The organism is Herbidospora daliensis (assembly GCF_001570585.1).
Taxonomy (GTDB): Bacteria; Actinomycetota; Actinomycetes; order Streptosporangiales; family Streptosporangiaceae; genus Herbidospora; species Herbidospora daliensis.
The window spans coordinates 829,061-846,512 of sequence record NZ_BBXF01000005.1; the positions used below are offsets into that span (position 1 = coordinate 829,061).

Here is a 17,452-nt window from a genome sequence, read left to right on the forward strand (position 1 = left end):
GGCCGGGCTTTTCCCATTTCCTGTACGTCGCCTACCGGATCCCCACGATCACCCAGGGTTATGGTCGGCAACATGATCCGTTACGCCGCCCTCGCCGGCCTGCTCGCCCTCGCCTCCCTGACCGCCGCCGCGCCCGCCGCCCAGGCGACGCCCGGCGACATCTGCATGTTCAGCGGCCGTGACTACAAGGGCTCGTCGTGGTGCTGGAACCCGGGCAACGGCTACGTCGACATGCCCCCGGCGCTGCACGACAACGTGGGCTCCTTCCGGGCCATGTCCGACGGCTGCTTCATCAACTGGATCGAGGTGCCGTCGAAGAAGGAGACCCGGGTGGTCCGCAGCGGCGACTTCCGCAAGGTGTACGACGACGACTTCGGCGGCAAGGTCGACGCCGTCGCCCCCAAGTGTTAGTTCACCTGTCCTTCTCACACCGTTCGCCGGGACGTCTCCGGTGACGAAACAGGGCGTTCGGCGCCGGGACGGCGAGTGGAACGGGGGCCCTCACACCGGGCATACTCACGCTCGTGCAGCGACGGTTCGCCTTCCTCGACCATCCCGGGCCGCTGGCCTTCGCCCACCGGGGCGGGGCCGCCGAGGGACGCGAGAACACGATGGCCGCCTTCGAGAAGGCCGTCGCCATGGGCTACTCCTACCTGGAGACCGACGTCCACGCGACCGCCGACGGGGTGCTCGTCGCCTTCCACGACCACACCCTCGACCGGGTCACCGACCGGCGCGGGCGCATCTCCCGGCTGCCCTACCGCGAGGTCGCGCGGGCCCGCATCGGCGGCGTCGACGAGATCCCGCTGCTGGAGGACCTGCTCGGCGCCTGGCCCGACGTGCGGGTCAACATCGACGTGAAGGAGTCGCCGGCGATCGTGCCGCTGGCGCGGGTGCTGCGGCGGACCGGCGCCTCCGGGCGGGTGTGCCTGACCTCCTTCTCCGACATGCGCCTGGCGCAGGCCCGGCGGGCCTGCGGGCCCGAGGTGTGCTCGGCGATGGGGCCGAGGGCGATCGCGGCGCTGCGCACCGCCTCGGCCCGCGGCGGCCACGGCCGACTGCTGGCGGGGCTGGCCCGCTCGGGCGTCCCGTGCGCGCAGGTGCCCGTCGGCTGGCGCGGGCTGCGCGTGGTCACCCCGGCGTTCGTGCGCGCCGCCCACGAGATCGGCGTGCAGGTCCACGTGTGGACCATCGACGACCGGCCGACCATGGAACGCCTGCTCGACCTCGGGGTCGACGGGATCATGACCGACAACATCACCGGGCTGCGCGAGGTGCTCACCGAACGCGGCCAGTGGAGTCCCCGCCCACCTGAGAGCGAGTAGGTATGGCTTCCCCCCAGGTCATCGACGAGAGCCCGCAGGCCAGAACCCGCGAGCAAAAAGGCTGGTACTGGTACGACTGGGCCAACTCGGCCTTCCCGACCACGGTCATGACCGTGTTCCTCGGCCCCTACCTCACCGACGTGGCCGAGACCGCCGCCAACGGGGCGCCGTTCGTCGACGTCATCGGCTTCGACGTCCGGCCGAGCGCCTACTACTCCTTCGTGGTCGGCGTGGCGGCGGTCTGCCAGATCGTGGTGATGCTGATCGCCGGGGCGGTGGCCGACCACACCGGCCGCAAGAAGGAGATCCTCGGGTTCTTCGCCTACCTGGGGTCGGCGGCCACGCTGGCGATGTGGTTCGTCTCCGACGGCGCCTACCTGCTGGGCGGGATCCTGTTCATCGTCGGCCAGACCAGCTTCGCGGCGGCCATGGTGGTCTACAACTCGTTCCTGCCGCAGATCTCCACCCCCGAGGAACGCGACACCGTCTCGGCCCGCGGCTGGGGGTTCGGCTACCTGGGCGGCGGCCTGCTGCTGGTGGTCAACCTGGCCCTGTTCCTGAACGCCGAGGCCCTGGGCATCGAGACGGGCACGGCCGTCAGGCTCGCGCTGGCCTCGGCCGGCCTGTGGTGGGGCGCGTTCACCATCATCCCGCTGCTGCGGCTGCGCAACCGCCGCGGCGACGCGGCGGCCGGCGAGGGCGCCGTGAAGGCCGTCGGGGTCAGCATCAGGCAACTCGGCCTGACCATCCGCGACCTGGTCACCCGCTACCCGCTGACGCTGGTCTTCCTGCTGGCCTACCTGGCGTACAACGACGGCGTCCAGACCGTCATCTCGTTCTCGGCCACCTACGCCGACAAGGAACTCCAGCTCGACGACACCACCCGCATCGGCGCGATCCTCATGGTCCAGTTCGTGGCCTTCTTCGGCGCGATCCTGCTGGGCCGGGTGGCGGTCAAAATCGGCACCCGCAAGACCGTGTTGTGGTCGCTGGTCGGCTGGACGGGCGTCGTCGCGGCCGCCTACTTCGTGCCGCCCAAGCAGCCGTTGCTCTTCTTCGCCCTCGGGTTCGCCATCGCGATCGTGATGGGGGGAACACAAGCCCTGTCGCGGTCGTTGTTCTCCCACGTGATCCCAAAGGGGCGGGAAGCAGAATATTTCAGCCTTTACGAGATCAGTGACAAGGGTGCGACACTCATCGGATCCTTCACCCTGGGCCTGGCCCTGCAGCTGACCGACAGCTACCGGTTCGGCATCGTCTCGCTGGTGATCTTCTTCGTCATCGGCGGCGTGCTCCTCGCGACCGTGAACCTGCCGAAGGCGATCAGGGCCGCGGGCAACGACGTGCCAGAACGGATTTGACGGCGAATCGGTTCACGAGCGCCGGAAAAAGCGCGATTGGATCACGTCTTGGGTGGGAATCCACACACGGTATCAGGCGTTGTACCCGGTGGAGACCAACCCCTCTATAGCTGTGTCGTATAGGGGGACCCTCAGGAGGCTTAGAACATGGGCGAGCGTGCACTTCGCGGTACCCGGCTCGGCGCGACCAGCTACGAGAACGACCGCAACACCGATCTGGCACCCCGCCAGGAGGTGTCCTACACCTGCCCCAGGGGTCACCACACCACCGTTCCACTGGCCGCTGAGGCCGAGATCCCCGCGAGCTGGGAGTGCCGTCACTGCGGCTCCCCCGCGCTCCGGGTCGACGCCGAGCAGCCCCAGCAGAAGAAGGCCAAGCCCCCGCGCACCCATTGGGACATGCTGCTGGAGCGGCGTTCGATCGAAGACCTCGAAGAGGTCCTGAACGAGCGACTGGCCATTCTGCGGGCACAGCGGCGCAAGAGCGCATAGGCCCCATCCCACCACCGACGCGAGGGCGCCCTCCGGATCATCCGGAGGGCGCCCTGTCGCGTTTCTCAGTCGCAGGTCACGTTCTTCTTGACCCGCGTCACCTGATCGGCCCTCAGCGGCGGCTCGTCGCCGATGAAGGCCGACTTGGCGGGTTTGCGCGGCAGCTTCCGCTCGACGCCGTACTGGTCGATGGTGTGCCCGATGACGGTGCCGGCCGGGATCTTCTTGCCTTCCCCTTGGGGGATGTCCCTGGTCACCACGGTTCGCCGCCCCAGCAGGGCGTTTCCGAGCTCGTCGAAGACCAGCTCCTCGCGGACCCCGTCGAGGGCGAGGCCGACGGTGAACGCCGGTGTGCCCTTGGCGTCGGTCTGTCCCCTGGTCACGGTGAGGCCGCGCAGCTCGGCGGCCAGCCGCAGCAGGGTGGCCGCGCGTTCCGGGTGGAAGCGGGTCCACTCCAGCATGGCGGCGATCTGATCGAAGCGGCCGGGGACGTCCCCGGCGGTGATCTCGGCGCGGAGGTCCGGCGACCAGGCGGACGGGTCCTCGGAGGGGCAGAGGCGCGTGAACAGCGTCTCCCGCTTCCCCGTGCTGCTCAGCCACGGGCCTTCGCCGTCGCTGGGGCTCCAGTTCTCGACCAGGTACGTCGTGACCTCGCCCTTGCGGTCATCCCATCCTTGGTGGAACCAGACCACCCAGAGGTACTCCCCCGGCTTCCCCGGCTCGAAGGCGGACGTCTGCGCCGCGGTGGCGTCGGCCGCCGTCAGCAGAGCCTGCTGGGCCTCGGACGGCTCAGGCGGCTTGGGCGGCGGCGGGGTCGCCGGGAGCGGCCGGAGGGTGACGGCGGCGGTGATGGCGAGCAGCGCGGTCACCAGGGCCGCCAGCAGCGGTTTCAGCAGGTTGCGGCCCCGGGGGCCGCTCCTCTCGGCGGCGGCCACGAAGCGGGCGCGGGCGGCGGCCAGATCGGCCTCGGTGGCCGGGGGGCGGGCGAACAGGGTCTCGAGATCACGCATCGGCCGCCTCCAGCGCGGTCTTCACCCGGGTGCGGGCGCGGTTCAACCGGGAGCGGACCGTGCCCACCGGGATCGACAGGGCCAGCGCCACCTCCCCGTAGGTGAACTGGGCCCAGGCGACCAGCAGCAGCACGTCGCGGTCGCCCGGTTTGAGCGCGGCCAGCGCGCGCAGCAGCGGCCGGTTCACGGCCAGGGTCGTCACGCCCTCCTCCACCAAAGCGGCGACGGTCTCGTCGGGGCCGGTGCGGGCGTAGGCGCGGTAGCGGGCCGTCTCGCGGCGGCGGTGCTTGCCGACCAGGTTGGAGGCGATGCCGTAGAGCCACGGGCGGGCGTCGGCGTGGGCCGGGTCGTAGACGTGGCGGCGGCGGAAGGCGTCCAGGAAGGCGTCGGAGACGACGTCGTCGGCCACGTCGGGCCCTAATCGGCGGGCGACGTAGGCGTGCAGGTGGGGTGCGTGCCGGTCGAACAGGACGGCGAAGCACTCGGGGTCGGTCAGGGACAGGCGAACGAGGTCGTTGTCCCGGGCCGTCACGACGGATTCCCTCATGGGATCCTCTCGGGCGGAGCGGGCTGGCACCTGTCCATCACCGCGAGCCGCCCGGAGGGTTCACTCAGTCGTCGACGACCTCGCCGCGCACCACGTTGTCGCGCTGCCGGGGCTGGTCGTGGCGGGGCATGGCGGAGATGAAGGGGGCGTAGGGGGACCGGGCGGCCATCGACTTCACTCGCCGGCCCAGGAACCAGGTCGCCAGGCTGCGGGCGAACGGCCGGGTGAAGGGCAGGATCATGAAGAAGCCGAACACGTCGGTGATGAAGCCAGGGGTCAGCAGCAGCGCGCCGCCCGCCACGATCAGGGCGCCGTCGGCGAGTTCCTTGTCGGGCATGCGGCCCGACTCGATCGCCTTCTGCAGCGCGGCCCAGGCCCGGCGGCCCTCGCGCCGCACCAGCCAGCCGCCCAGCAGGCTGTCGGCGATCAGCAGCGCCACCGTGGTCCAGCCGCCGATGACCTCACCGATCTGGATCAGCAACCAGATCTCGAGCACCGGCACCACGAGAAACGCCAGGAACAGCCCGATTCGCAGCATTCGTCACACCTCCACACGCGAGCCTACGAGGGTTGGAACGCCTGCGCGCGCGAGGCGGGTTCCCGTTAACGCCGACGGCGAAACCGGCCCGGGATGCCGGTGACGCCCCACACGCTGATGCGCCACAACGCCTCGGTCATGACGTCGCGGCTCATCTTGCTCTGCCCGACGGTCCGGTCGACGAAGGTGATCGGCACCTCGGTGATGCGCAGCCCCTCGCGGACCGTGCGCAGGGTCAGGTCGACCTGGAAGCAGTAGCCCTGCGACTGCACGCCCTCGACGCCGATCTTGCGCAGGGTGGTGGCCCGGTAGGCGCGGAACCCGGCGGTCGCGTCGCGGACCGGCATGCCGAGCATGATCCGCGTGTACGTGTTGGCGCCCCGCGACAGGAACTCGCGCGAGGCCGGCCAGTTGATGACCTTCCCGCCCGGCACCCACCGCGACCCGATCGCCAGGTCGGCGCCGCCCTCGACGGCCGCGAGCAGCTTGTGCAGCTCCTCGGGCTGGTGGGAGCCGTCGGCGTCGATCTCGACGAGCACGTCGTAGCCCCGGTCGAGCCCCCACTGGAACCCGGCGATGTAGGCGGCGCCCAGGCCCTGCTTGCCGGGCCGGTGGAGCACGTGGACGTGGTCGTCGCGCTCGGCGAGCTCGTCGGCGATCTTGCCGGTGCCGTCGGGGCTGTTGTCGTCGGCGACCAGCAGGTCGACGTCGGGCAGCGCCGCGCGCAGCCGCTCGACGATGCGCGGCAGGTTGTCGCGCTCGTTGTAGGTGGGGACGATCACGAGCACGCGTCCAAGCATCCGGTCCATCGGCTCCTCCTAGTGACCTTCGAAGTCCCGTCGGCTCCGCCGCGCGGCTGCCACCGCGAAGACGGCCGCGCCCGATCCCGCCACCATCAAAATGATCTCGGGCAGAACACCTACCCGGGTCGCCACGGTGTCACGCGTGCGCACCTGGGCGGTGACCACGGCGCTCGCGGCCACCAGTTCGGGCGTCTCCCACAGGATGCGCCCGTCGGGGGCCACATGGGCCGAGACGCCGGTCGTGGCCACCGGGATGACCGCGCGGTTGTGCTCCACGGCCCGGATCCGCGACATGGCGAGCTGCTGCGGCGGCAGGTTCGACAACTCGTAGGTCGCGTTGTTGGTCTGCACCACCAGCGGCGAGCCGCCCGCGCGGACGGTCCCGTTGACGATCGTGTCGAAGGCCACCTCGTAGCAGCTGACCGCGCCGAGGGTGACCGGGCCGGCCTTCAGGTCGCCGGGCTTCTCGCCGGGGATCGACTGCCGCCCGACCAGGTTCGCCCGCTCGAACAGGGCCAGCACCAGGTCCTTGTACGGGGTGAACTCCCCGAACGGCACCAGCTTCTGCTTGTCGTAGTGGACGCCGGGCCCGGTGACCGGGTCCCACACGATGCTGCGGGTGGCCCGCGCGTCGTCGCCGAGGATCACCACGGCCCCCACGAGGACCGGCACGCCGACGTCCTTCACGGCGGCGTCGATGATCGCGTAGGCGGCGGGGTCGCGGAACGGGTCGATGTCGGTGGAGTTCTCGGGCCAGACCACCACGTCGGGCTTGGGCTGCTTTCCGGCCCGGACCGCCTCGGCGAGCCGGTGGGTCTCCTCGGCGTGGTTCTTCAGCACGACGGCCGGCTCGCCCCCGTGGAACCCCAGCTGTTCGCTGCGGGGCACGCTGCCCTGGATCACCCCGATGTTCACCGTCTTGCCCTCGTCGCCGTGGAGGGGGACGAGCATCCCCACCACCGGTAGGGCTACCACCCCGACCGCCGTCAGCGCGACCACGCGCTCGCGGTAGTCGCGGGTGAACAGGTGAACGGCCAGGTAGGCCAGCAGGGAACCGGTCAGGGCGACGGTGAAAGTTACAAACGGGGCGCCGAACAGGGAGGCGTACTTCAGGTAGGGCGCGGTGCCCTGGCTGAAGACCAGGCGGGCCCACGGGAAGCCGCCCATCGGGAAGGTGCTGCGGGCCCACTCCTGCAGCACCCACAGGCACGCCGCCCAGAGGGGCCACAGCCGCACGCGGAGCACCAGGGACACCAGCACCCCCTGGACGGCCCAGAAAGCGCTCTCAATGACGACCAGGGCCACCCAGGCGTCGACGCCGATGGGCCGCACCCACGCGATGGCCGGGAACAGGAACGCCAGCCCGGCCAGGAAGCCGATCCACAGCGCGCGGCGGGGACGCACCCCGTACACCGAAAGGATCACGGAGGCCACGCCGACGGGGGCCAGGAACCACCAGCCGAGCGGCGGGAAGGCCAGGAAGATCAGCAGGCCGCCGACGACGGCCAGTCCCGCGCGGGCCCAGACGGGCGGGGCGAACGCCGGGGCGGTCGACCGCGGGGTCGCCGTTGCGAGCACGCGTCTCCTTTGACCAGACCGAATGATGGGCTGGTCGGAACGGTACCGCGCCGGACGGCAGGCCCCAAAACAGGCACTGGAACATCCCAGGGAACTCACAGCTTCGACAGCGATGGTCCTTGAGTTCTCCTGTGGCCACAGGAGAACTCAAGGACCATCCGGCTACGCACAGGGCACGGGTGCCACGTGCCCAGGCCCATCTCACGAGACGGTTCGGAGCCCTGAGCGCCCTTCGGACCGGTTCCGTCCCGTCGGCGGCGGGCGCGGAGTTCCGTTGTCTACTGGGCGCCGGGACCCCTCCCGGGTCCAACCCCCCACCCGGTTGTGGTGCCCCGGCCCGACAAAAGCGCCGGCGCCGCGCCTGGCTGAGCTACGGAGCGTCCCGAATGTGGGGCGACGCTCCGTCACGGACGCGGAATCCGACGATGTCTGAGGACGGCCAACCGGTCAGTCCCGTGCTGGACTGCGCAGCAAACTACCGACCTGAGCGCAGATGTCAACCAGCTCCCCAGCAGCGGGAACGCCAAGTTTTCGCAGGTGGGACAGGCTGGTACAAGGGGCGCTATCGGAGGCCCGCCAGCACCTCGGGCAAGGGGCCGGTGTGGACGACGCAAAGACGTCGGGTCGCCCTGGTCAGGGCCACGTAAAGGTCGCTCGCGCCACGGGGTGACTCGGCCAGGATCCGGGCCGGTTCGACCACCACGACGGCGTCGAACTCCAGGCCCTTGGCCTCGGTCACCGACAGCACCGCCACGTCGGCGTCGAGCGCCTCGGGACCGGTCATCCGGGCCATCCCGACGTCGAGGCCGTCGGGGACGATCACGACCAGCCGGCCGTCGGCCACCTTCTGCCGCTCGATGATCCCCGGCAGGTCTGCGACCAGGTCGTTCGTGCGGACGGAGGTGGGCTTCTCGCCGCTCTCGCGGACCGAGTCGGGGGCCTTGAGCGAGGGGTCGACGAGGGTCAGCACGTCGGCCGCGACGGCCATCAGCTCGGCCGGGGTGCGGTAGTTGACGGTCAGCCGCGACTCGCGCCAGCGGCCCTGGACGTAGGGGTCGAGCACGCTCTTCCAGCTGGGCGCGCCAGCCGCCGAACCGGTCTGCGCGATGTCGCCCACGATCGTCATCGACCGCGACGGGCAGCGGCGCATCAGGGTGCGCCAGGCCATCGCCGACAACTCCTGCGCCTCGTCGACGATCACGTGGCCGAAAGCCCACGTCCGGTCGCGGGCGGCGCGCTCGGCCGTTGTGAGATATCCCTCTTCCGCCTGCTGCCGTTCGGCGAAGCGCTCGGCGTCCATGATGTCGGCCAGGCCGGTCATCTCCAGGACCTCGCGGGCGTAGGCGAGCTGCTGCTCGCGCTCCTCCTCGGCGCGGCGGGCGGCCCGCAGCACGCCCTCGTCGATGTCGCCGAGCAGTTCGGCGGCCTCGTCGAGGAGCGGCACGTCGGCCTCGCTCCACCAGCGCTCGCCCTTGCGCGGCGGCTCGCGCAGCAGCAGCGCGGCCTCGGCCCGGCCGAGCCCGGCGGCGGTCATCCGGTCGGCCGAGGTGAACAGGCCGATGAGCAGCTGCTGGGGCGTCAGGTAGGGCCACAGGCGGTTGAGGGCGGCCTTCACCGGCTCCTCGGTGCGCAGGTCCTCGCGCAGGTCGGCGAAGTCCTCGTCGGACAGCACGCCGCGGCCGAGGTGCCGGGCGGCCTGCTTGGTCAGCGTGTTGAGCAGGTGGCGCACGAACACCGAGCGGGCCTGGTTGTGGGGGCGGCGCGACTTGACCGCCCGGTTGCGGGCCGCCTCGAAGCTCTGCCGGTCGAGCCGCAGCGTGTAGCGGTCGAGCTTGATGTCGACGGGCTTGGCCGGCATGCGCTGCCGGTCGGCGATGGCGCGGCCGAGCACGTCGGCCATCCGCAGCCCGCCCTTGAGCGCCGCCGCGGCGGCCGGCTCGGCCCGGGTGGCGGTGACGCCGGGGAACAGCTCCCCCACGGTCGACAGCAGCACGTCGGTCTCGCCCAGCGACGGCAGCACCTGCTCGATGTAGCGCAGGAACGTGAGGTTCGGGCCGACGATGAGCACCCCGCGGCGCTCCAGCCTCTCCCTGTACGTGTAGAGCAGGTAGGCCGCCCGGTGGAGGGCGACCACGGTCTTGCCGGTGCCCGGCCCGCCCTGGACGACCATGACGCCCGACAGGTCGCCCCGGATGATGCGGTCCTGCTCGGCCTGGATGGTGGCGACGATGTCGCGCATCCGGCCGGTCCGGGTCTCGGAGAGCGCGGCCAGCAGGGCGGCCTCGCCGTTGAGGGTGGCCCGGTCGTCGGCGGTCAGGCCGTCGAGGTCGAGCAGGTCGTCGTCGACCGAGACGACCTCGCGGCCCTTGATGTGCAGGTGGCGGCGGCGGGTCACGCCCATCGGCGCGGCCGGGGTGGCGCGGTAGAACGGCTGGGCCACCGGGGCCCGCCAGTCGATCAGCAGCCGGTGCTGCTCGTCGTCGGTGAGCCCGATGCGGCCGATGTAGAAGCGCGTCTCCTCGGCGCCGGGCGCCAGGTCGAGCCGGCCGAAGCACAGGCCGCGCTCCACGGCCCACAACCGGGCCAGGCGCTGGGAGTACATGACGGCGAAGTTGTCGCGCTCCGACCGGTTCTGGTGGGTGCCGAACGCGCCCTGGGCGAGCACGCCGTCGAGCTGCGCGCGGGTGCGCACCCGCAACTGGTCGAGCCGGTCGTAGAGGCCGGCGACGTAGTCGCGTTCACGGGTCAGCTCGGGCGCGGATGACTGTGGCATAGGCCGATAGATTCTACGCGTCCCCCCGAGCCTGCCGGTCACGATGCGGTGTCGGCCCCTTGACTCGTTTGGAAGGTTTCTTTACTTTCTCCAAAGTGAGCCAGCCGACTCCAGGAACCCCCAGCCTGCTGCGGGCCATCAACGACCGCGCGGCCCTGCGGGTCCTCCTCGACCGGGGTCCGCTGACCCGGCCCGAACTGGGCGCCCTCACGGGCCTGTCCAAGCCGACCGCCTCCCAGCTGCTGCTGCGCCTGCAGGAGGCCGGTCTGGTCGTGCTCGACGGCATCCGCGAGGGCCTGCCGGGCCGGACCGCCGAGCTCTACCGCATCAACGCCGGGGCCGCCCACGTCGCCGCCCTCGACGTGACCCGCGACCGGATCGAGGTCGCCGTGGCCGACCTGACCGGAGCCGTGGTCGGCGCCTCCACGCTGCCGACGCCCGGCCGGGCCGGCGGCGACGTCGTGGAGCGGGTGCGCACCGCCCTGGCCGGGGCCTGGCCCCACCGGGTCAACCGCGTGGTGATCGGCATCCAGGGCGCCGTCGACCCGTCGACGGGCCGGCTCGGCTACGCCGCCCACATCCCGGGCTGGCACGTGCCCGGCCTCGTCCCGACCCTGTCGGACGGCGTCGGCACGCCCGTCGACGTGGAGAACGACGTCAACCTCGTCGCGCTGGCCGAACGCGCCCACGGCGGGCACCGCGACTTCGTGCTGCTGTGGGTCGACTCCGGCATCGGCTCGGCGATCGTGCTGGGCGACCGGCTGCACCGGGGCGCCACCGGTGGCGCGGGCGAGGTGGGCTACATGCCGGCCGTCGGCGCGCCGACCGCGCGCGACGTCGGCAAGCGGGTCGACCACGGCTTCCAGGCGCTGGCCGGCGGCCAGGCCGTGCTGCGGCTGCTGCGGGCGCGCGGCATCCGTGGAACGTCGGCGGCCGAGGCCGTGGAGCGTGCCGTACGGGTCGCCGAGGAGGGCGGCAAGCGGGCCGGGGAGGCCGCCGAGGGGCTGCGGGAGATCGCCCGGCGGCTCGCCATGGGGCTGGCCGCGATCACCTCCGTGCTCGACCCCGAGGTCATCGTGCTGGCCGGCGGGATGCCGCTGGCCGGCGGCGAGACGCTGCGGGCGCTGACCGAACGCGAACTGCACGCCCTCACGCTGCCCCGGCCGCCGCTGCGGCTGTCGGCCGTCGAGGGCAACCCGGTGCTGGCCGGGGCGCTGCACCTGGGGCTCGACGTGGTCCGGGACGAGGTCTTCGGATCGAAACTACAAGGAGGATGAGTGAAACTCGCCGTTGTCGGGGGCGGCTCGACGTACACACCAGAGCTGATCGACGGCTTCGCGCGGCTGCGCGAGGAGCTGCCGCTGAGTGAGATCGCGCTCGTCGACCCGGACGCCCACCGGCTGTCCCTGGTCGCCGGGATGGCCCGCCGCATGCTGGCCCGCGCCGGGCACCCGGCGATCGTGACCGAGCACGCCTCGGTCGCGCCGGGCGTCGAGGGCGCCGGGGCGGTGCTGCTGCAGCTGCGCGTCGGCGGGCAGGCGGCCCGCAACGTCGACGAGACGCTGCCGCTGGAGTGCGGCTGCGTCGGCCAGGAGACGACCGGCGCGGGCGGCCTGGCCAAGGCGCTGCGGACCGTTCCGGTGGTGCTGGACATCGCCGAGGAGGTGCGCCGCCGCGCGCCCGGCGCGTGGATCGTCGACTTCACCAACCCGGTCGGCATCGTGACCCGCGCCCTGCTCGACGAGGGCCACCGCGCCATCGGCCTGTGCAACGTGGCCATCGGCATGCAGCGGCGCTTCGCCGGGCTGCTCGGCGTGCCGTGGCAGTCGATCGGGCTCGGCCACGTCGGCCTCAACCACCTCACCTGGGAGCGGTCGGTGACCGTCGACGGGCGCGAGGTGCTGCCCGCGCTGATCGAGGAGCACGCCGCCGCGATCGCCGCCGAGGTCGGGGTGCCCGAGTGGGTCGTGCGCGACCTGGGCGTCGTGCCGTCGTACTACCTGCGCTACTTCTACGAGCACGACACCGTGGTCGCCGAGCAGCGGACCAAGCCGTCGCGGGCCGCCGAGGTGGCCGCGATGGAGCAGACCCTGCTCGACGTCTACGCCGACCCGGCCAGCGACACCAAGCCCGAGCTGCTGGCCAAGCGGGGCGGCGCCTACTACTCCGAGGCCGCCGTCGCGCTGATCGCCTCGCTGGCCGGCGACCGGGGCGACGTGCAGGTGGTGAACGCCCGCAACGGCGGCACGCTGCCGTTCCTGCCGCCGGAGGCGGTCATCGAGGTGCCCGCCGTGATCGGCGCGTCCGGCGCCGCGCCGCTGCCGGTGCCCGCCGTCGAGCCGCTCTACCGGGGACTGATCGCGAACGTGTCGGCGTACGAGGAGATGGCCTTGGACGCGGCCAGGAACGGCGGGGAACGCCGCGTGCGGGACGCGCTGCTGGCCCACCCGCTCATCGGCCAGGCCGACCTGGCGACGGGCCTGGCGAGCCGGCTGATCGCGGCCAACCGCGCGCACCTGCCCTGGGCCGTTTGATGCGGACCATCCTGGCGATCGACGGCGGGAACAGCAAGACCGACCTCGCGCTGGTCGGCGCCGACGGCTCGGTGCTCGGCACCTGGCGGGGCGGCCCGTTCACCCCGCAGAGCAGCGGCGTCGTGGCCGCGATCGACCTGATCGAGCAGGCCCTCGGCGGGCCGGGCCCGCACGCCGACCACGTCTTCGCCTACGTCGCCGGGGCCGACCTGCCCATCGAGGAGGTCCGGCTCCGCGACGAGATGGCCCGGCGCGGCTTCGCCCCCGAAATCGTCGTCGGCAACGACACCTTCGCCCTGCTCCGGGCGGGCGCGAGCGGCCCGTGGGGCGCGGCGGTGGTGTGCGGCGCCGGGATCAACGCGGTGGCCGTCGCCCCCGACGGCCGCGTGGCCCGCTTCCCCGCGCTCGGCCGCCTGTCCGGCGACTGGGGCGGCGGCGGGGGCCTAGCCGAGGAGGCCCTGTGGCACGCCGCCAGGGCCGAGGACGGCCGGGGCCCGGCCACCGAACTGGCGTCGGCGGTCTGCCGGGCCTTCGGCACGGCGACGGTCGAGGAGGCCGTGATCGCCCTGCACTTCGGCGACCTCCCCTTCGACCGCCTGCACGAACTCGTGGCCCCGCTGCTGGAGACCGCCCGCGCCGGAGACCCGGTCGCCCGGTCGGTCGTCACCCGGCAGGCCGACGAGGTCGCCGTGCTCGGCGTGGTGGCGATGCGCCGCGTCGGCCTGCTCGACGGGCCCTGTGAGGTGGTCCTGGGCGGCGGCGTGCTGACCGCCCGCGACCCGCTCCTGACCACCCTGATCGAGGAGCGGTACGCCGCCCAGGCCCCGCACGCGAAACTCGTCGTCGCCGACGTGCCCCCGATCGTCGGCGCGGCCTTCAAGGGCCTGGACGCCCTCGGCGCCGCCCCCGAAGCCTACGAGCGGGTCAGGGCGGCGTTCTAAGGCGTTCTAAACGGCGGGAGGCCGGTAGTCGAACGGGGTGGAGAGCACGACCGTGGTCCGGGTCGACACGTTGGCGGCGGCCCGGATCTGGTTGAGCAGCTCCTCGAGGTCACGCGGCGAGCCGACGCGGACCTTGAGGATGTAGCTCTCCTCCCCGGCCACGCTGTGACACGACTCGATGGCGGCCAGATGGCGCAGCCGGTCGGGCGCGTCGTCGGCGGCGGCCGGGTCGATCGGCTTGATCGACACGAAGGCGGTCAGCGGCAGCCCGACCTCGTCGAAGTCGACGAGCGCGGCGTATCCCCTGATCACGCCGCGTTTCTCCAGCCGCCGCACCCGCTGGTGCACGGCCGACACCGAGAGCCCGGTCTCCTTGGCCAGATCGGTGAAGCTCATCCGCCCGTCGGCCGCCAGCAACGCGACTATCCGCCTGTCGATCTCCTCCATTTCGCAAACGGTACGGCAATCAGACGATCACCAGATCCCGGGTCGTGTTGTTCAGCCGGGAAACCCCGTCGTCGGTGCAGATGACGATGTCCTCGATGCGGGCGCCGTGCTCGCCCGGCAGGTAGATGCCCGGCTCGACCGAGAACGCCATGCCCGGCGCGAGCGGCTCGTCGTTGCCCGCCACGATGTAGGGGTCCTCATGGGACTCCAGGCCGATCCCGTGGCCGGTCCGGTGGACGAACAGGTCGCCGTAGCCGGCCTCGGCGATCACCTCGCGGGCCGCCGCGTCGATGGACTCGCAGGTCACGCCGGGACGGACGGCCGCGCAGGCGGCGTCCTGGGCGGCGCGCAGCACCGCGAAGTAGCGCGCGTAGTCGGCCGGGGGCTCGCCCACGCAGTAGTTGCGGGTGGAGTCGGAGCAGTAGCCGGTGGCCATCGTGCCGCCGATGTCGACCACCACCGGCTCGCCCTCCCGGATCACCCGGTCGGACACGTCGTGGTGGGGCGAGGCGCCGTTGGGGCCCGAGGCCACGATGACGAAGTCGATCGTGACGTGGCCGGCGCTCAGGATCGCGTCGGCGATGTCGCGGCCGACCTCGCGCTCGGTGCGGCCGGCCTTCAGCAGCGAGGGCACCAGCGCGTGGACGGCGTCGATCGCCGCCCCGGCCTCGGCCAGCGCCGCCGCCTCGGCGGCCGACTTGCGCATGCGCAGGTCGCGCAGCACCGAGGAGGCGAGCCGCTGCTCGGCCCCCGGCAGCGCGTCGCGGAACCGCAGCGACTGCATCGCCCACATGCGGTCGGCCAGGGCGACGCTCCCGACCTCGCCCAGCCGGTGGGCGACGACCGCGTAGGGGTCGTCGGTCTCGTCCCACGGCACGAACTCCACGCCGAGGCGGCCGGCCGGCGAGCTCTGCGCGGCGGGCAGTTCGAGGCGCGGCACCATCATGAAGGGGTCGCCGCCGTCGCCCGGCACGACCAGACAGGTCAGCCGTTCGAGCGCGTGGGCGTCGTAACCGGACACATAGCGCAGATCGGGGCCGGGGGTCAGCAGCAGGGCGCCGGCCCCGGAGGCCGCGGTCGCCGATCGCACCAGGTCGAGGCGGTCGGCCGAAAACACGTCAAGGGACTCCGTTGTCACAGCGTCATACTAGAAGTGGCGTGGATCGGCGAAAAACCCGGCGACCTGTGCCGACCGATGCTACGCTCCGCACAGGGCCGTTTACGGCTCGTCCCCCATCCGTCACTTCTCACCCTGTTTGGACCATGCGTTTCCCGAGAGCGAGCCTCACCATGACCGGCACCGCCGGTGGCGAGCAGCCGCCCCTCCCCTCGATCGAGGAACCGTCCCTGGCCGGGGCGCACACCGCGGCCGACATGGTGGCCTCGATGCGAGAGCGGCTCGACCGCACCGAGGCGCGGCTCGCGGAACAACAGCAGCTCACCTACCTGCTGCGCGACGCGATCATGCCCGATCCCGGCGCCGACCTGGTCCTGCCCAGCGCCCGGGTCGCCGTGCGCTGCGTGCCGATGGAGGAACGCCCGGCGGGCAGCCACCACCGGCGGCAGGTCACCGACGAGCCCGAGCAGCTGCTCAACGTGCTCGGCGGCGACTGGTGGGAGGCCAGCAGGCTGCCCGACGGCCGCATCCTGCTCGCGGTCGGCGACGTGTCCGGCCACGGCGTGCCCGCGATCGCCCACATGGCCCAGCTCCGCCACGGCCTGGCCGCCCTGGCGATGACCGGCCAGGGCCCCGGCGCGATGCTCGGCTGGCTCAACACGCTCACGATGACCCGCCTCGACGACACCACCGCCACCGCCGTGGTCGGCCTGTTCGACCCCGCCACGCTCCGGTTCACCTGGGCCGGCGCGGGCCACCCGGTGCCGGTGATGGTGCGCGGCGGCATCGCGCGGCCGATGGTCGCCCCGCCGGGCGTGCTGCTCGGCGCGACCCGCAAGCCCACCTACGGCGTGGCCAAGGTGCAGCTGCGGCCGGGCGACGTGCTGGTGATGTTCACCGACGGGCTGATCGAGCGGCGCGACCGCGACATCGACGAGGGCCAGGCCCAGGTGCTCGCGGCGGCCGGGTCGCTGACCGTGGCCGACCTGCCCGACGGGGTCGACGCGATGCTGAAGACCGTCGGCGGGCCGAATCCGCGCGACGACACGTGCCTGCTGGCCGTAGGGGTGCTGGGAGCATAGACAGGTGCTGATGCTTCTCGACACCCCGTCGCTCTACTTCCGCGCCTTCTACGGCATCCCGGAGTCGATGACCGCCCCTGACGGCATGCCCGTCAACGCCGTCCGGGGCCTGATCGACATGATCGCCACGCTGGTGAAGACCCACCGCCCCACCCATCTGGTCGCGGCGATGGACGCCGACTGGCGGCCCGCGTTCCGGGTGGCGGCGATCCCGTCGTACAAGGCCCATCGGGTCGCCTCCGGCGACGAGGAGGAGATCCCCGACACGCTGGCCCCGCAGGTGCCGGTCATCGAGCAGGTCCTCGCCGCCGTGGGCATCGCGTCCTTCGGGGTCGAGGGGTACGAGGCCGACGACGTCATCGGCACGCTTACGGTCACCGCCTCGCAGCCGGTCGAGATCGTCACCGGCGACCGTGACCTGTTCCAGCTCGTCGACGACGAGAAACGGCGCCGGGTCCTTTACACAGTAAGGGGAATCCGGAACCTGGAGACGGTCGACGAGGCGTGGGTGAGCGCCAAGTACGGCATCCCCGGCCGGGCGTACGCCGACTTCGCGACGCTGCGGGGCGACCCCTCCGACGGCCTGCCGGGCGTGGCCGGGATCGGCGAGAAGACCGCGGCCTCGCTGATCACCCGGTTCGGCTCCCTTGACGCCCTGCTCGCCGCCGTCGGCGACGAGGGTTTCCCGGCGGGGGCGCGCAACAAGCTGGCGGCCGCCCGCGACTACCTGGCGGTGGCGCCCGCCGTGGTGAAGGTGGCCCACGACGTGCCGATCCCGGCGGGCTCGTTCGAGGTGCCGGCCAAGCCCAACGACCCCGAGGCGCTGATCGCGCTGGCCGACCGCTACGGGCTCGACAGCCCGCTCAACCGCCTGCTCGCGGTGCTCGGGAAGAGCTGAGCCGCT

17 protein-coding genes are annotated in these 17,452 nt (G+C 72.2%); 9 read left to right on the forward strand and 8 right to left on the reverse strand.

What is annotated here, in order from left to right; translation table 11 throughout:
* Positions 1-72 precede the first annotated feature (72 nt).
* The 4 genes from AW274_RS27090 (at position 73) to AW274_RS27105 (ending at position 3,178) form a co-directional block, all read left to right on the forward strand.
* Positions 73-411, forward strand: a complete 339-nt coding sequence (locus tag AW274_RS27090) for a peptidase inhibitor family I36 protein (RefSeq protein ID WP_063813677.1) — start codon at positions 73-75, stop codon at positions 409-411.
* A gap of 113 nt (positions 412-524) precedes the next feature.
* The gene (locus AW274_RS27095) at positions 525-1,325 is read left to right on the forward strand and encodes a glycerophosphodiester phosphodiesterase family protein (RefSeq protein WP_062437410.1); all 801 of its coding nucleotides are present in this window, start codon (positions 525-527) and stop codon (positions 1,323-1,325) included.
* 2 nt (positions 1,326-1,327) lie between these two features.
* Positions 1,328-2,686: an MFS transporter gene (locus AW274_RS27100; RefSeq protein ID WP_062437412.1), complete on the forward strand. Its 1,359-nt coding sequence runs from the start codon at positions 1,328-1,330 to the stop codon at positions 2,684-2,686.
* A gap of 147 nt (positions 2,687-2,833) precedes the next feature.
* A complete protein-coding gene (locus AW274_RS27105; protein ID WP_030453745.1) occupies positions 2,834-3,178 on the forward strand; it encodes an RNA polymerase-binding protein RbpA in 345 nt (114 codons plus the stop codon).
* 65 nt (positions 3,179-3,243) lie between these two features.
* On the opposite strand, the gene AW274_RS27110 is transcribed toward AW274_RS27105, so the two are convergent.
* The 6 genes from AW274_RS27110 to AW274_RS27135 form a co-directional block, all read right to left on the reverse strand.
* On the reverse strand, positions 3,244-4,188 hold the full coding sequence (locus AW274_RS27110) for a hypothetical protein (protein WP_062437415.1): 945 nt from the start codon (positions 4,186-4,188) through the stop codon (positions 3,244-3,246).
* Positions 4,181-4,735, reverse strand: coding sequence for an RNA polymerase sigma factor (locus AW274_RS27115; RefSeq protein WP_062437417.1), 555 nt, complete (start codon positions 4,733-4,735; stop codon positions 4,181-4,183). The genes AW274_RS27110 and AW274_RS27115 overlap by 8 nt, the downstream gene beginning before the upstream one ends.
* A gap of 64 nt (positions 4,736-4,799) precedes the next feature.
* Positions 4,800-5,273: an FxsA family protein gene (locus AW274_RS27120; RefSeq protein ID WP_062437420.1), complete on the reverse strand. Its 474-nt coding sequence runs from the start codon at positions 5,271-5,273 to the stop codon at positions 4,800-4,802.
* Positions 5,274-5,338: 65 nt separating this feature from the next.
* The gene (locus tag AW274_RS27125) at positions 5,339-6,082 is read right to left on the reverse strand and encodes a polyprenol monophosphomannose synthase (protein ID WP_062437422.1); all 744 of its coding nucleotides are present in this window, start codon (positions 6,080-6,082) and stop codon (positions 5,339-5,341) included.
* 9 nt (positions 6,083-6,091) lie between these two features.
* Positions 6,092-7,654 carry an apolipoprotein N-acyltransferase gene (gene lnt, locus AW274_RS27130; RefSeq protein ID WP_083974849.1) on the reverse strand — a complete coding sequence of 521 codons (1,563 nt, stop codon included), beginning with the start codon at positions 7,652-7,654 and terminating at the stop codon, positions 6,092-6,094.
* A gap of 562 nt (positions 7,655-8,216) precedes the next feature.
* Positions 8,217-10,427: a HelD family protein gene (locus tag AW274_RS27135; protein WP_062437424.1), complete on the reverse strand. Its 2,211-nt coding sequence runs from the start codon at positions 10,425-10,427 to the stop codon at positions 8,217-8,219.
* 95 nt (positions 10,428-10,522) lie between these two features.
* Here AW274_RS27135 and AW274_RS27140 point away from each other — a divergent pair, with 95 nt between their 5' ends.
* Genes AW274_RS27140 through AW274_RS27150 form a run of 3 tightly spaced genes read left to right on the forward strand, consistent with a single transcriptional unit; the run spans position 10,523 to position 13,902 of the window.
* Complete coding sequence (locus tag AW274_RS27140) at positions 10,523-11,704, forward strand: ROK family transcriptional regulator (RefSeq protein WP_062437427.1); 1,182 nt, start codon at positions 10,523-10,525, stop codon at positions 11,702-11,704.
* Complete coding sequence (locus AW274_RS27145) at positions 11,705-12,961, forward strand: 6-phospho-beta-glucosidase (protein ID WP_062437428.1); 1,257 nt, start codon at positions 11,705-11,707, stop codon at positions 12,959-12,961.
* The gene (locus AW274_RS27150; protein ID WP_083974947.1) at positions 12,961-13,902 is read left to right on the forward strand and encodes an N-acetylglucosamine kinase; all 942 of its coding nucleotides are present in this window, start codon (positions 12,961-12,963) and stop codon (positions 13,900-13,902) included. Before AW274_RS27145 ends, AW274_RS27150 begins: the two co-directional genes overlap by 1 nt.
* A 6-nt stretch (positions 13,903-13,908) precedes the next feature.
* Here the strand turns inward: AW274_RS27150 and AW274_RS27155 are convergent, their stop codons facing one another.
* Both AW274_RS27155 and AW274_RS27160 read right to left on the reverse strand, forming a co-directional pair.
* Positions 13,909-14,349 carry an Lrp/AsnC family transcriptional regulator gene (locus AW274_RS27155; protein WP_062437430.1) on the reverse strand — a complete coding sequence of 147 codons (441 nt, stop codon included), beginning with the start codon at positions 14,347-14,349 and terminating at the stop codon, positions 13,909-13,911.
* A gap of 19 nt (positions 14,350-14,368) precedes the next feature.
* Positions 14,369-15,487: a M24 family metallopeptidase gene (locus tag AW274_RS27160; protein WP_062437431.1), complete on the reverse strand. Its 1,119-nt coding sequence runs from the start codon at positions 15,485-15,487 to the stop codon at positions 14,369-14,371.
* Positions 15,488-15,612: 125 nt separating this feature from the next.
* On the opposite strand from AW274_RS27160, the gene AW274_RS27165 reads away from it, so the two are divergent.
* Both AW274_RS27165 and AW274_RS27170 read left to right on the forward strand, forming a co-directional pair.
* Positions 15,613-16,548 carry a PP2C family protein-serine/threonine phosphatase gene (locus AW274_RS27165; protein ID WP_083974851.1) on the forward strand — a complete coding sequence of 312 codons (936 nt, stop codon included), beginning with the start codon at positions 15,613-15,615 and terminating at the stop codon, positions 16,546-16,548.
* A 10-nt stretch (positions 16,549-16,558) separates the two neighbouring features.
* The gene (locus AW274_RS27170; protein ID WP_062438040.1) at positions 16,559-17,446 is read left to right on the forward strand and encodes a 5'-3' exonuclease; all 888 of its coding nucleotides are present in this window, start codon (positions 16,559-16,561) and stop codon (positions 17,444-17,446) included.
* Positions 17,447-17,452 lie beyond the last annotated feature (6 nt).

Coding starts and splice junctions, on each gene's coding strand:
- AW274_RS27090 (WP_063813677.1), top strand. CDS start 73: ATGATCCGTTACGCCGCCCTCGCCGGCCTGCTCGCCCTCGCCTCCCTG.
- AW274_RS27100 (WP_062437412.1), top strand. CDS start 1,328: ATGGCTTCCCCCCAGGTCATCGACGAGAGCCCGCAGGCCAGAACCCGC.
- AW274_RS27105 (WP_030453745.1), top strand. CDS start 2,834: ATGGGCGAGCGTGCACTTCGCGGTACCCGGCTCGGCGCGACCAGCTAC.
- AW274_RS27110 (WP_062437415.1), bottom strand. CDS start 4,188: ATGCGTGATCTCGAGACCCTGTTCGCCCGCCCCCCGGCCACCGAGGCC.
- AW274_RS27115 (WP_062437417.1), bottom strand. CDS start 4,735: ATGAGGGAATCCGTCGTGACGGCCCGGGACAACGACCTCGTTCGCCTG.
- AW274_RS27120 (WP_062437420.1), bottom strand. CDS start 5,273: ATGCTGCGAATCGGGCTGTTCCTGGCGTTTCTCGTGGTGCCGGTGCTC.
- AW274_RS27125 (WP_062437422.1), bottom strand. CDS start 6,082: ATGGACCGGATGCTTGGACGCGTGCTCGTGATCGTCCCCACCTACAAC.
- AW274_RS27135 (WP_062437424.1), bottom strand. CDS start 10,427: ATGCCACAGTCATCCGCGCCCGAGCTGACCCGTGAACGCGACTACGTC.
- AW274_RS27150 (WP_083974947.1), top strand. CDS start 12,961: ATGCGGACCATCCTGGCGATCGACGGCGGGAACAGCAAGACCGACCTC.
- AW274_RS27155 (WP_062437430.1), bottom strand. CDS start 14,349: ATGGAGGAGATCGACAGGCGGATAGTCGCGTTGCTGGCGGCCGACGGG.
- AW274_RS27165 (WP_083974851.1), top strand. CDS start 15,613: ATGCGTTTCCCGAGAGCGAGCCTCACCATGACCGGCACCGCCGGTGGC.
- AW274_RS27170 (WP_062438040.1), top strand. CDS start 16,559: ATGCTTCTCGACACCCCGTCGCTCTACTTCCGCGCCTTCTACGGCATC.